Source organism: Paenibacillus sp. MSJ-34 (assembly GCF_018918005.1).
GTDB lineage: Bacteria > Bacillota > Bacilli > Paenibacillales > Paenibacillaceae > MSJ-34.
The window spans coordinates 93,121-106,129 of the sequence record NZ_JAHLPR010000001.1 but is presented as its reverse complement, the minus strand read 5'-3'; the positions used below and the strand labels follow the sequence as shown (position 1 = coordinate 106,129).

11 protein-coding genes are annotated in these 13,009 nt (G+C 50.9%); all 11 read right to left on the bottom strand.

Annotated elements, in window-relative coordinates; all coding sequences use genetic code 11:
- Positions 1 to 105: 105 nt before the first annotated feature.
- Positions 106 to 1,359, bottom strand: coding sequence for a stalk domain-containing protein (locus KQI79_RS00500; RefSeq protein WP_216536246.1), 1,254 nt, complete (start codon positions 1,357 to 1,359; stop codon positions 106 to 108).
- 957 nt (positions 1,360 to 2,316) lie between these two features.
- A complete protein-coding gene (locus tag KQI79_RS00495; protein ID WP_216536245.1) occupies positions 2,317 to 2,664 on the bottom strand; it encodes a hypothetical protein in 348 nt (115 codons plus the stop codon).
- Between the two features lie 66 nt (positions 2,665 to 2,730).
- Positions 2,731 to 3,999 carry an adenosylhomocysteinase gene (locus KQI79_RS00490; protein ID WP_216536244.1) on the bottom strand — a complete coding sequence of 423 codons (1,269 nt, stop codon included), beginning with the start codon at positions 3,997 to 3,999 and terminating at the stop codon, positions 2,731 to 2,733.
- A gap of 42 nt (positions 4,000 to 4,041) precedes the next feature.
- Positions 4,042 to 5,667 carry a bacillithiol biosynthesis cysteine-adding enzyme BshC gene (gene bshC, locus KQI79_RS00485; protein WP_216536243.1) on the bottom strand — a complete coding sequence of 542 codons (1,626 nt, stop codon included), beginning with the start codon at positions 5,665 to 5,667 and terminating at the stop codon, positions 4,042 to 4,044.
- A 162-nt stretch (positions 5,668 to 5,829) separates the two neighbouring features.
- The gene (locus tag KQI79_RS00480) at positions 5,830 to 6,786 is read right to left on the bottom strand and encodes an ABC transporter ATP-binding protein (RefSeq protein ID WP_216536242.1); all 957 of its coding nucleotides are present in this window, start codon (positions 6,784 to 6,786) and stop codon (positions 5,830 to 5,832) included.
- Positions 6,783 to 7,778, bottom strand: a complete 996-nt coding sequence (locus KQI79_RS00475) for an ABC transporter ATP-binding protein (protein ID WP_216536241.1) — start codon at positions 7,776 to 7,778, stop codon at positions 6,783 to 6,785. The genes KQI79_RS00480 and KQI79_RS00475 overlap by 4 nt, the downstream gene beginning before the upstream one ends.
- A 13-nt stretch (positions 7,779 to 7,791) precedes the next feature.
- Positions 7,792 to 8,739 (bottom strand): ABC transporter permease, encoded by a 948-nt coding sequence (locus KQI79_RS00470; RefSeq protein ID WP_216536240.1) that lies wholly within the window; start codon positions 8,737 to 8,739, stop codon positions 7,792 to 7,794.
- 2 nt (positions 8,740 to 8,741) lie between these two features.
- Complete coding sequence (locus tag KQI79_RS00465) at positions 8,742 to 9,674, bottom strand: ABC transporter permease (protein WP_216536239.1); 933 nt, start codon at positions 9,672 to 9,674, stop codon at positions 8,742 to 8,744.
- Between the two features lie 92 nt (positions 9,675 to 9,766).
- Complete coding sequence (locus tag KQI79_RS00460; RefSeq protein WP_216536238.1) at positions 9,767 to 11,503, bottom strand: peptide ABC transporter substrate-binding protein; 1,737 nt, start codon at positions 11,501 to 11,503, stop codon at positions 9,767 to 9,769.
- A gap of 92 nt (positions 11,504 to 11,595) precedes the next feature.
- Entirely contained in the window at positions 11,596 to 11,979 is a 384-nt protein-coding gene (locus tag KQI79_RS00455) for a DUF3397 domain-containing protein (RefSeq protein WP_216536237.1), read from the bottom strand.
- A gap of 64 nt (positions 11,980 to 12,043) precedes the next feature.
- The gene (locus KQI79_RS00450; protein ID WP_216536236.1) at positions 12,044 to 12,997 is read right to left on the bottom strand and encodes a ketopantoate reductase family protein; all 954 of its coding nucleotides are present in this window, start codon (positions 12,995 to 12,997) and stop codon (positions 12,044 to 12,046) included.
- Between the last annotated feature and the right edge of the window lie 12 nt (positions 12,998 to 13,009).

Here is a 13,009-nt window from a genome sequence, read left to right as displayed (position 1 = left end):
TGACAACCCCCTTGCCTTTCGGCGTCTTCATTATGAATTTCCATGTTTTTCATAAAGACGAAACGGATGGCAAAGAGGTTGCACCGTCCGAAAAAATAGATATGATTACAAGCTCCGAAGCGGAGAAATGCTGGATCCGATTTGCGTCATTGCCGCATCGCTAACGAGTCCGAGCCTCCATATGGCGACTCCCTTCAAGTCATAACGTTTGGCGAGCCCGATCTTGCTGCCTACCGATTGCTCATTCTCGCTCCCCATGGAAATGCCGAGCACCAATTTCTCTTTCGTAACTTCTTGCAATGCGAGGCGAATCGCTTCGTCCACTCTCTTCAGCGGTTCGGGCCCCTTCTCCCCCTCGTAAGCGTAGGCCATCACGATAATTTCATCGGCCAAAGCGCCTAGGGCGGCATAGTCATAGCCTCGGTACGCGCCGTTCAGCGGATGCAGGACGAGCGAAAGCTTTAAACCCGCTTTTTTCGTTTCTGCGGCGAGCTTTTTGACAAAAGCGGTATAGCTTGCCTTCGCTTTGTCGATGTCGCCCGTAAGTCCCAGTCCTTCGAAATCGAGCGAAATGCCCGAAAATTTCTTCTCTAGCGCCAGCTTCACCATCTCGGCGACGGCATTCTCCGTCAGGGCCGAATCTTCGATCAGCTTGGTCAATTCCCCGGTATCGTCTCCGGCGAAAACCATCAAGTATGCGGCGGCCCCTTCCTGCGATGCGTCTGCGACAATTTGTTCGGGAGTTACCTCGCCGGCCGGTTTCGGCCAGTAAAAGTCTTTCCCTTCCGTTGTCAGCCGCCCATCGCCGTCAATTCTTGCCCAGCCGAAAGATACGGCGTCGAAATGTTCGATCAAATGTTTTTGTCCGAAGGACGAGATAGCGTAGAATGCTAAACTGTACATGTCCGTTTGCGGGGAAACGATGCGGACCGTTTTCGTTGCGGCATCCCAAGAGACGTCCGCGCCGAATTGTTTGCTGAAGAAGCTTAACGGAATGAGTGTTGTGCCTCCTGCGCTTACAGGGCTAACCGAAAGCGCAACCGGCGCGCCGTCGACTTTCGCGGTCGTGCTGTTCAATTCCAGCACGACTTCTTTATCCCCGTCTGCCGTTTTCTGCACGGCCGTAATCGTCTTGGATGCCGCGTCCCATGCAACCGGAATGCGCAGCGCTTCGGCGATCGCGCGGAAAGGGACCATCGTCGTTCCGTCTATTATTTTCGGTTCTGCGGGAAATGATAGAGGATAGTCGTCCAGCAAAATCGTCGTCTTCGATTCGGCGTTCGCAGACGGGACGTTTGCCATAAACGGGACGAGACAAAGCAAAAGTGCGAGAGAGAATTGCCATCTTTTCTTCTCCATAATATTCCTCCTAATAATTGGGGCGTACTCTATTATTATAGTAATAGATGAATAGGAGGAGCAAGAGATTGATAGCTTGGCGACACAATACGTACTTTCGTTAGAATGGGAACGTCTTCATTTTGAGGCCAATAAGGATGGTCAATTTCGTTAGCGCCGAACAAGAGCGCCGCGCGAATCGCCTTCGAAATGGAGGAAGGCATCTCCTTGTATATGCGCAATAAAGCCAGTTTCATCAGCGGTGGCGAATGAGTAAAATTAATTTAATTTGCATTTTTTAATCTGTTTAATTTAAGTATGAGCAGTTATCGGTATAACATTGATGCCCTTTTGCGGTCGGGAAGGCATGCGCTTTCGCAGGTTTTGCCGTTCTGCAGGAGCAAGCCGGCCGCTAACGCACTAGCGTAGCATCGAATGTATTACTGTGTTTTCAGCGGACGGTTCCGAAGAGATGGACATTGGTTAGCGGATATTGGAGGCCTTATTTTGTCCATAAGCGCTGTTTTGGCGGAGTGAGCGGATTTTGAGGCAATGGCGTTGCATTAGGGTTGGGGTGATGAATCAGCATAGGCATGACAAAATGTAGACGAAATATCACACACAACGAGCGGCGCAAGCATCGGATCCGTCGATTTTGTTCGAAATTTCATACAATAGTCGCCGTTTATGCAATGCCGTTGCAACGAGAAAATGCATCCGGACCGTACGGCCGTTATTTTGCGTCAAAATCGCTTACTCGCTGTTTAGGCGGACATTGGTTCCTTTATCCGTTCGTTGGGGGCCTATTTTTACGCTTTTGCCACGAATAAAGGATCGTATGTCAGGAAACTGCCCGAAAGCGGGTCGTTTGTCACAATTAACGTCTCCTGTGTCCGCGAACTTGGGGAAGCAGGGCGTTAGAAGAAATGGAGGAGAAAACTGTATTTTCGCAGCTTCGGGAGGAAACTGCCTCCGGTTCTACTGTTCTTTATCGCTGAACCCTTTTCCGAGCGCCGTTTGTTTATCCAATGCAATGTACACCGTAATATTCCCGGTATCATCCGTCGCGGTGCGGCGAAACGTTACGGCGTACACTTCCGACCCGATCAAGTTTTTGTCCAGAAATGCTGCCATATCGCCGATAACGGTCACTTTCTCGACAACCGAATCTTTCGGGCTCGCGACCATTCGCTCCCTTTCCGCATCGGTAAGCTGCCCGAAAGCAACCAACTCAATCGGCACCTCATATTTTTCGGATTCCAGTAGATTGCAACCGCTTAACATTAGCGTAAAAAGCATGGCCAACGGCATAAAAATCCGCTTCATCGCGCGCTCCTTCCTAGCCAAACAACCCGGGCGCAGGCCCGGGCTGTTCGATTCGCCGATTGGCAATTAATGCTCGGCCCAACTGTCAAGATAAGCTTTCTGTTCGGCGCTCAGTTCGTCGATGCCGATGCCGAGCGAGGCAAGTTTAAAGCGCGCCACTTGTTCGTCCAGCTCGTACGGAACGTTCACGACTTTGCTGCCGATTTGCTTGTACTGTTCGTTCACATATTTCAACGACATCGCTTGCAGCGCAAAAGTCATATCCATAATTTCCGCCGGATGTCCGTCGCCTGCCGCGAGGTTAACCAATCGTCCCTCGGCAAGCAAATAAATTTTGCGTCCGTCCTTCAACTGATATTCTTCGATATTGCGGCGAACCGTGCGAACCGAAGAGGACAAAGCGGCAAGTTCCGGTTTATTCACTTCGACGTCGAAATGGCCGGCATTCGAGAGAATCGCGCCGTCCTTCATTACCTCGTAGTGCTCTCCGCGAATGACATCGCGATTGCCGGTTACCGTTACGAACAAGTCCCCGACTTTGGCAGCTTCGCTCATCGGCATAACCGCGAACCCGTCCATATAAGCTTCCACGGCCCGGATTGCGTCGATTTCGGTAACGACGACGTTCGCGCCGAGTCCTTTGGCACGCATCGCCACGCCTTTGCCGCACCAGCCGTAACCGACAACGACGACCGTTTTGCCGGCAACGACGAGATTCGTCGTACGGTTAATGCCGTCGAATACGGATTGGCCCGTACCGTAACGGTTGTCGAACAAATATTTGCAGAACGCGTCGTTGACTGCCACCATCGGGAATTTCAATTGCCCGTCTTTTTCCAACGCTTTCAAGCGCAAAATCCCGGTCGTCGTTTCTTCCGCGCCCCCGCGCACTTGTGCGAGCAAATCGGGACGTTCCGAATGCAAGATCGTCACCAAATCCCCGCCGTCGTCGATAATCAAATCCGGCTTCGTCTCCAACGTCTTTACCATCAAATCCTTATATTCCTTCGGATCGGGATTGTATTTGGCGTAAACGGTAATGCCGTCTTCCACCAATGCCGCGCATACGTCGTCCTGCGTCGAGAGCGGATTGCTGCCGGTAATCGTCACTTCGGCCCCGCCAGCTTGCACCACTTTGGCCAAATAAGCCGTTTTCGCTTCCAAGTGAAGGGAAATGGCCACTTTCAACCCTTTGAAGGGCTGCTCCCGCTCGAATTGTTCCCGGATGCGGTTCAGAACGGGCATATGCGCTTTGACCCAATCAATCTTTAAGTGGCCTTCCGGCGCTAAATTCAAATCGGTAATCATACTGTTTTGCTTCGCTAACGTACTCATGAAAAAACCTCCTTTTAATGCATGTTCAAATAGTCATTCCTCTTATAGATATATAAGTCGATGCTGCCCGGATATATCAAGGGGAATTTCCATGATGTCCGAAATAAGGGTCTCCCCATACCGGTTCAAATACGCAAAGATATTATAAACGCGTTCCTGCGGTTTGCCAAGGGGCAAGAGCGACATTTGAATGCGTTCCCACTGTTTCAATTCGGCATCGTTCTGCTTCGCAATCGCTTCGAACGCGCGCTGCTCCAAATATGCGATCTGATCCAGCACTCGCTGCCGATTCGTTTCGCCCAGCTTGCCCAAACCCGGCTGTATGAGCGTCAGTTTGCCCAACAGCGGGGCGTACATTCGCTCCACTTCCGTCTTCAATGCCGCAAATTGCTCATCAAGTTCAAGCGAGTCCTGCCCCTTGAGCCAAGCGTCCCGGCGCTCGGCGAACTTGTCGCCGATGTCGGCAAACCGCAAGCCGAATTTGTCCATATGCTTCTCCAGCGTACCGTCAAGCAGCGTAAACGCCATCCGCGGCACGATGATCGGCATCCGCATGCGAAATGTCCGAAAGGCCCGGCGCGTTAACGCCCAGTAGGCGATTTCCCCCGGACCGAGCACTGCAGCCAAGACGGGCAGCAGATGGTCCTGCATAAGAGGGCGGGTGAATACGTTGTTGCTGAACCGTTCGGGATGCAGCCGCGCCTCCTCCCGCAATTGCGAAGCCGTATAGGATACAAGGCCTTTGCGGTCGGTAAACCGCTCTCCTTCCTTATGTAAAAGAAGGCGCATCCCTTCATGCAAAATAAACAGATTCGCGTTGCCTTCGACGACGTCGGCTTGCGGCGCGAACCCGAGACGTCGCACTTCCTCTTCCGAAGCGAATAGCGCCCGCTCGAGCTCATCGTTGTCCGCGATCAGCCGTTCGAACATTCCCGCTTCAACCCGTCTTAGCCCGGGATCGGCCGAATCGAGCAGCACCAATCCGTATTGGCCGAACAGCCAGCCAATCATGCGGGCAAAATAGTCGCTCAACGTCGCGGACTCCGAGGCGAATCGCTTCAGTCTCGCAAGCAATGCCGGTTTCCATTCGCTATCCGGCAGCAAGGATGCAAGTTGTTCGATTGCCGCGTCCCACTGTTCCGCTTGGAAGGCGATTCGGCTAATCGAGGTACGTTCCTCGGTCGGACGGTCCAGCTTAATTCTCTCGGCCTTCAATTCCGGCGACAATACATAGGTATGGTTCACTTCGTCAAAATCGTGATCTTCGCCGGCAATCCAGAACACGGGCACCACTTTGCGGCCAAGCTTGCGCTCTGCCATTCGAGCCGTCTGAATAATCGTCGCCGCCTTATAGACGACCAGCAGCGGTCCGGTAAACAAACCGCTTTGCTGCCCGCCGACGACGGCAAGCGTCTCCTCTCTCTCGAGCGCTTCCAGCGCCTCGCGTACGGCGTCCGCATCGTTTCGGCCCGCATTATAGCTCCGCAAACATGCGGCCAGCTGCTTGCGATCGACTCGCGTGTCGGCCGATCCGTCAATCCAGGAGGCGCGCGCTTCCCAATCCGTCTGCGGATCGAATTCGAACAGTTCGCGCACTTCTTGAAACCGGCGCATGACATGTTCCGCCAATGGATTGCTTGCGGCGACCGGCCCATTCACAACCTTCATGACTGCCTCCCCTGCCTCCTTATATAAGAACAAATATAAGTTCAAACAAGATATATGATACTCCTTGATTGTACACAACTGCGATTTCAACGTCAAAAGAAACATGAAAGCCGCCGTTTCCGCGGACGGCGGAAGCGGCGGCTTCGTCTAACGATATTATATTTACGCGTAATGGCAAGCGGCCCAATGGCCTTTCTTCACTTCGACGAATTCCGGCTCGACCTGCGCGCATTTCTCCGTCGCCATCGGGCAACGAGTGCGGAAATGGCAGCCGCTCGGCGGATTGATCGGGCTTGGCAAATCGCCCGAGAGCACGATCCGTTCTTTCGACGCTTCCACTTCCGGATCCGGAATCGGGATCGCGGAGAGCAAAGCTTTCGTATACGGATGAAGCGGATTGTCGTACAGTTCCGCACTGTCGGCGAGCTCTACCATTTTGCCGAGATACATAACCGCGACGCGGTCGCTAATATGCTTGACCATCGACAGATCGTGGGCGATAAACAAATACGTAAGGCCTAATCGGTCTTGCAATTCCTGCAGCAAGTTGACGACTTGCGCCTGGATCGACACGTCCAGCGCTGAAATCGGCTCGTCGCAAATGATAAATTTCGGCTCAACCGCGAGCGCCCGCGCAATTCCGATTCGCTGGCGTTGCCCGCCGGAAAATTCATGCGGATAACGGGTAGCGTGATCCGGGTTCAAACCTACCATATCGAGCAAATCTTCCACTCGTTTCTTGCGTTCCGCCTTGCTGCCAACCAAATGGTGAACGTCCAACGCTTCGCCGATAATGTCGGTTACCGTCATTCTCGGATTCAAGGAAGCGTACGGATCCTGGAATATCATCTGCATTTCCCGGCGCAAGGCTTTCATCTTCGCACCGTTCAAGCTGTAAATATTCGTGCCGTTGAAACGCACTTGCCCGGCGGTAGGTTCGTACAAGCGAAGAACGGTACGGCCCGCCGTTGATTTGCCGCAGCCGGATTCGCCGACGACTCCGAGCGTCTCCCCTTCTTGAATCGAAAAGCTGATATCGTTAACGGCTTTTAATATATTGCCTTTGCCTAAATTGAAATATTTTTTCAAATTATCGACTTCAATCAATGAATGGCTCATGCTTTCACCTCCTGCTTCGCTGACGGGTGAAGCAGCCAGCAACGGGACATATGCGTCTCGCTCAGCGTTGTGGCTTCAGGAGCAACCTTCTCGCAAATGCGCATCGCATGATCGCAGCGCGCGCAGAAGCCGCATCCCGCCGGAGGCTTGATCAAATCGGGCGGCGTGCCGAGAATCGGAACGAGCGGCTCGTCCTTCCCTTGATCGAGTCTGGGCAGCGAACGAAGCAAACCGCGAGTATACGGATGCTGCGGATTTTTGAACACTTCCCATTTCGTTCCCGTTTCCACCACTTCGCCGGCATACATAACGACGACGCGGTCGCACATATCCGCAACGACGCCGAGATCATGCGTAATGAGAATGATCGATGTGCCCAAGCGCTGCTGCATTTCTTTCATCACCCGCAAAATTTGCGCTTGAATCGTCACATCAAGCGCCGTTGTCGGCTCGTCTGCGATGAGCAGCGAAGGATTGCATGCCAGCGCGATCGCAATCATCGCACGCTGCCGCATCCCGCCGGAGAATTCATGCGGATATTGATTGAACCGCGATTCCGGGTTCGGAATGCCTACCAATTTCAGCATTTCAATGGCCCGGTCGCGGGCGTCCTTCGCGGACATGTTCTGATGCTTGATCAGCCCTTCGGTAATTTGCTTGCCGATCGGAATGACCGGATTGAGCGATGTCATCGGATCCTGGAAGATCATGCCCATATCTTTGCCGCGGACCGATTCCATCTCTTTTTCCGTCTTGCTCAATATATCTTGGCCCTTAAACGTAATCGAGCCTTGTTTAATCACGCTAGGAGGAGTAGGTAGTAATCGCATAATGGTCTGCGCCGTTACGCTTTTTCCGCATCCCGATTCGCCGACGATCGCCACCGCTTCTCCTTCGTTCACTTGCAAATTCACCCCGCGCACAGCTTTAACTTCCCCGCCGCGCACATGAAACGATACGTGTAAATCTTTAATATCCAATATCGGTTGCATACCTTCCCACCTCCTATTTTTTCATCTTCGGATCCAGCGCGTCTCTCAAGCCGTCTCCGAGCACGTTAAAGGCAAGCATCGTCAAGCTGATCAGGATTGCAGGGAATACCATGCGCCACGGATAGATCATCCAGGAGGCGATCGCGTCATTGATCATCGTTCCCCATGATGCGACAGGCACCTGAACGCCTAATCCCAAGAAACTTAAAAAGGCCTCTGCAAAAATGGCCGAAGGCACGCTTAATGTCAAAGTAACGATAATCGGCCCTAGCGAATTCGGGACGAGATGCCTGAACAAAATACGCGACGCCCCGGCCCCAAGCGAACGGGATGCAAGCACGTAATCCTGATTTTTGAGCTGCATAATTTGCCCGCGTACGATCCAGGCCATATTAATCCATCCCGTAATGCACAACGCTACGATAATCGTTACCAAACTCGGTTCCATAACGACGAGCAGCAAAATAACAACAAGCAAATACGGAATGGAGTATAGAATTTCCGCAATTTTATTCATAATCTCATCGGTGCGGCCGCCTACGTAACCCATAATGCCTCCGTAGATGACGCCGATCAATACGTCGATCAATGCGGCGACAACGCCGACGGTAAGCGAGATGCGCGCTCCCATCCATGTACGGGCGAACAGATCGCGGCCAAGATCGTCCGTGCCGAACCAGAATTCCGCCGAAGGGGGCTGATTCGTTTTGTCCAAGTTGTTCGTATAAAAATCATGCGGTGAAATCAATGGTCCGATGATCGCCATAATAATCAAGACGATAAGAACGTAAAGTCCCGTCATCGCCAGCTTATTGCTTTTCAGCCGTTCCCATGAATCGCGCCAAGCCGAGATGCTTTCGCGCTTCAATTCCTCGTTCTGCGCAATATTCGGCCCAACATGCTGGAAATCTTCCGGCTTCGGTTGCACAAGTACGACGCGTTCCGTTTTATTCGCCGCCATTGTTAGCCCTCCTTCCTTCTGGTAAGTTTAATTCTCGGATCGACCAATCCGTAAGCGATATCCGTCAGAAAGCGGGCAACCATCAAAATAATGCCGTAGAACAGCGTGATCCCCATAATCATCGGATAATCGCGGTTCGTTATATTGTATACGAACACTTTCCCTAGGCCGCCGATTCCGAAGATCGATTCGATCACGACGGAACCGGTAAGAACGTTGGCCGTAAGCGGCCCCAAATAGGTAACGACAGGCAAAATGCCGTTGCGGATCACATGTTTGCGAATAATATACCAATTAGTCAAACCTTTTGCTTTCGCTGTTTTAATGTAATCGGCATGTAATACTTCCAGCATGCTGGAACGGGTCAACCGCGCGATAAAGGCGATCGATAATGCCGATAGAGCGATAACCGGCATCACATAATCCAATGGGCCGTTCAATCCTGCCACATTAAACCAGCGAAGCTTTACTCCAAGAAAGTACTGCATAAATGACGCCAACACGAAGCTCGGGACGGATACCCCGATCACCGCTAATACCATCGCGATATTGTCCATTAGCTTGCGGTGATTCAATGCCGCGATCATGCCTAGCGATACCCCTACGACGACCGAGACGATAATAGATACGATCCCCAAGCGCAGCGAGAATCCGAACGAGTCGCGGATGACCCGTCCTACGTCCTGGTTTTGCATTTTCATTGAGACGCCGAGGTCGCCATGGATAATATTGTTCAAATATTGGCCGTATTGCTGATAAAGAGGCTTATCCAACCCGTACTGCGCCATTAATCTGGCTTTCACTTCCGGCGGTACTGCTTTTTCCGACATGAACGGGTCGCCAGGGATGACTTTCATCAGCATAAACGTCAGGGTCGCCAGCACGAAGATCGAGACTAACATATAGATAAATTTGCTAGATATATAACGAACCATTCGTGTACACCTCGATTAATTTTATCAATAAAAAAGGGGATATATATGGGGACGCCACATATATCCCAAGGCCACCATTTTAGAAATGATGATTACTTGTCAAGGTACGCGTTATTGAAGTGAATATTACCTTTATAGTCGATATAAACACCTTTCACGTACGGTTTGGTTAATCTGACGTTCGTGTAGTAGTAGATCGGCATAAGCGCCATGTTGTCTTGGATCAAGATTTTTTCCGCTTTCGCGAAATTTTCCATACGTGCTTTAGCATCGGTCATCGTTCTCGTTTCTTTTAACAAGTTGTCGTACTCTGCATTGGAGAAGAATGTATCGTTGTTTCCGTTGCCCGTCATCCACATGTCGAGCATCGTCATCGGATCGTTGTAATCCGCGCCCCAACCGGAACGAGCGATTTGATAGTTACCGTTCGTACGGTTTTTCAGGAATACGCCCCATTCTTGTTGCTCGATTTTCACATCGACGCCAAGGTTTTGTTTCCACATATCCGTAATCGCTTGTGCAATTTTCTTGTGAGCGTCGGATTGGTTATGAATCAAAGTAATTTCCGGAAGTTTTGTATATCCTTTTTCTTCCATACCTTTTTGCAGCAATGCTTTTGCTTCTTCGATATCTTCTTTGAAGTAGTCGCTTTCCGGATGCTCTTCGCGGAACGTCTTCTCCGCTCCAAGCAGGCCTGGCGCTACCCATCCGAATGCTGGCACTTGTCCACCCAGAGTTACTTTATCTACAATTCTTTGACGGTCGATCGCCATCGCGAAAGCTTTGCGGATGTTGGCGTTATCGAACGGTTCGGCTTTATTATTGAAAATGTAGTTATAAACGCTTGCGTACGGTTGAATTATCAATTCGTCCGGCAGAGATTGTTTCAAGCTTGGAATTTGATCTGTCGGAAGTTCTCCCGTAGGATGACCAGCATAATCCAATTGCCCAGTTTGGTATGCGCTAAGTTCTGTTGCACTTGAGTCGATCATCGCCAAGCTGACTTTGTCCAAGTGAACGTTCTCTTTGCCATGATAATGTTCATTTGGAACAAGCTCGATGGAGTTGTTATGCTGCCAAGAGCTGATTTTGAACGAGCCGTTCGAAATAATCGTGCTTGCTTCTGCAGCCCACTTGTCGTTGTCTTTTGTCGATTTATGAAGCGGATAATAGGTATAGAAAGACGTTAAACCAAGGAAATATGGCGTCGGACTTTCCAAAGTTACTTCCAGCGTATAATCATCTGCCGCTTTCACCCCGACTTGGTTCGGATCGTCAATATGGTTCGAATTCGGCGTTCCGTCGTCATTATTTACTTTGTTGAAGTTTTCCGCATTTTTCAAATAGTACAATTGATAAGCATATGGAGGAGCCGGTTCAGTCTTCGGATCGAGCACCTTCTTCCACGCATATTCGAAATCATGCGCCGTTACCGGATCGCCGTTGCTCCATTTCGCGTTTTTGTTAAGATGAAAAGTAATATTTAATCCGTCTTCGGAAACATCCCAGCTTTCAGCTACGCCAGGGACTACCTTCCCATCCTCGTCTACATTGACCAATCCTTCGTAAATTGCGTCAAGAACCGTACCTGAAGTATTATCTTGCGCTTGACCCGGATCAAGTGTCGGCGGTTCGGTGTGAAGATTCATGCGGAACTCTCCGCCTTTCTTCACAGAAGGCGTTTCCGGTGCCGGTTCGTTTGTTGTCGGCGGGTTTTCATTATTCGGCGTTTGTTCGGGCGCCTGACCCTCTTTAGCGCCGCAACCTGCAAGAGCTAAGCCTACAGTGAGCACTAATGTTAAAATAATTAACAAACTCTTCCTTTTCATCAAGCACTACTCCCCCTAAATGATTAAAATTTATAATTACCAATTATACATCCAATGGTCAAAAAAATCTATACCAAATTCAAGAATAGATTTTACACTTTAAAAGTATAATGAAAGATTCCGATAAACAAGAAAATGACATAGAACACGCTCATGACGAAAAAAGTCAAACGCCATATCGTTTTCGCCAGTTTTCGCGCGTCGATTTTGCCTCTAAGCCGGTTCTGCGCCCCGCCGAGCAAACCCGCAGCGACGAGAAGCAGTATTAATATGAAATAAAAACCGAATTGTCCGCCGAAAATCGTATTGTACGACGCAGCGACGGACGCGATCAAAAACGCGGTCGTCACATCCATCGCCAGGCGGAATGCCCGTTTGCGGTCTTTGGACCAGGCGCCGTATCCTAGCCAAATCGCCAAAAACGGTATAAACGGAAGAATGGCCATCGACCCGAAAATAGATGTAATAAAATTCATCAATAAACCGCCCCCCCTTAAAAAAAATTTAAATTTTTTTACAATTGGATAACATTTTTTTACATCAAATCGCTTTGATGAGCTTATATATGTATCGATGCGCCGGCACATCGATGCCGACTTCTTCCGCCAAACGGATCAAGCCTCCGTTAATCCATTCGATTTCCGTCGGCGCGCCGTTCTCCACATCTTTCAGCATCGACGACGTATTGCCGGACGTATCGCGGCATACTTGCAAGATCTGTTCCCACAGTCCCGCTCCCAAATCGACACCTTTCGCCTCGAAAACCGGTTGCGTCTCCTCGTACAGCGTACGCATCCATTCGAGCCGCTCCGGCTTGGCGAGCAATTCGCCGTTTCGAATACGGAACAGCGCGGTCAACGGATTGATCACAGCGTTGATCGTCAGTTTGCGATAAATCATCCTATCGATGTCTTTCGACATAAACGCTTCGAATCCTGCCTTTTTGAGCAAAGCAATCAAACATTTTTCCGATAATCGTTCCTCCGTTTCGACCTTTCGGCCCGCGTCGCCGCCCGTTCGTCCGATCCACGTCTGCCCTCTTCCGGTATGCGCTGTCTCAATGCCCGAATCCCGTCTCGCTCCTTCCGTCGTAACCGCCGCGTAGATTCGATTCGCGGGAATATAGTTTGCAAGCTTCTCGATATGGCCGATCCCGTTTTGAAAACAGAGCACGTTTGCCTGCTTTCCGGCTTCGTCCCGCACCATTCGCATCAACCGATCGTCCAGATGGCGCTGTTTCGCCGTAACGAACACCCAGTCCGGCTCCTCCGCCCCCTGCCGCCGGATTTCGCCCGTTTCCCCGGCAGGCCGGGCCGAACAACCGGCTACCGCCAGTTTGGAACCGTCGGTACCGGTCAGCGTTATGCCGAATCGATTCAATCGTTCCGCTTGTTCGGCGGTCCGCGTCAACAAACGGACCCGAGCCCCCGCCGCCGCCATTTTGCCGGCAAATAACAGGCCGATTGCGCCGGCGCCTACGATTTGTATGTACATGTATTTATCCTC

What these genes read in the sequence shown, in the direction of transcription:
- KQI79_RS00500 (WP_216536246.1), bottom strand. Translation starts at nt 1,359, where the DNA reads ATGGAGAAGAAAAGATGGCAATTCTCTCTCGCACTTTTGCTTTGTCTC.
- KQI79_RS00495 (WP_216536245.1), bottom strand. Translation starts at nt 2,664, where the DNA reads ATGAAGCGGATTTTTATGCCGTTGGCCATGCTTTTTACGCTAATGTTA.
- KQI79_RS00490 (WP_216536244.1), bottom strand. Translation starts at nt 3,999, where the DNA reads ATGAGTACGTTAGCGAAGCAAAACAGTATGATTACCGATTTGAATTTA.
- bshC (WP_216536243.1), bottom strand. Translation starts at nt 5,667, where the DNA reads ATGAAGGTTGTGAATGGGCCGGTCGCCGCAAGCAATCCATTGGCGGAA.
- KQI79_RS00480 (WP_216536242.1), bottom strand. Translation starts at nt 6,786, where the DNA reads ATGAGCCATTCATTGATTGAAGTCGATAATTTGAAAAAATATTTCAAT.
- KQI79_RS00475 (WP_216536241.1), bottom strand. Translation starts at nt 7,778, where the DNA reads ATGCAACCGATATTGGATATTAAAGATTTACACGTATCGTTTCATGTG.
- KQI79_RS00470 (WP_216536240.1), bottom strand. Translation starts at nt 8,739, where the DNA reads ATGGCGGCGAATAAAACGGAACGCGTCGTACTTGTGCAACCGAAGCCG.
- KQI79_RS00465 (WP_216536239.1), bottom strand. Translation starts at nt 9,674, where the DNA reads ATGGTTCGTTATATATCTAGCAAATTTATCTATATGTTAGTCTCGATC.
- KQI79_RS00460 (WP_216536238.1), bottom strand. Translation starts at nt 11,503, where the DNA reads ATGAAAAGGAAGAGTTTGTTAATTATTTTAACATTAGTGCTCACTGTA.
- KQI79_RS00455 (WP_216536237.1), bottom strand. Translation starts at nt 11,979, where the DNA reads ATGAATTTTATTACATCTATTTTCGGGTCGATGGCCATTCTTCCGTTT.
- KQI79_RS00450 (WP_216536236.1), bottom strand. Translation starts at nt 12,997, where the DNA reads ATGTACATACAAATCGTAGGCGCCGGCGCAATCGGCCTGTTATTTGCC.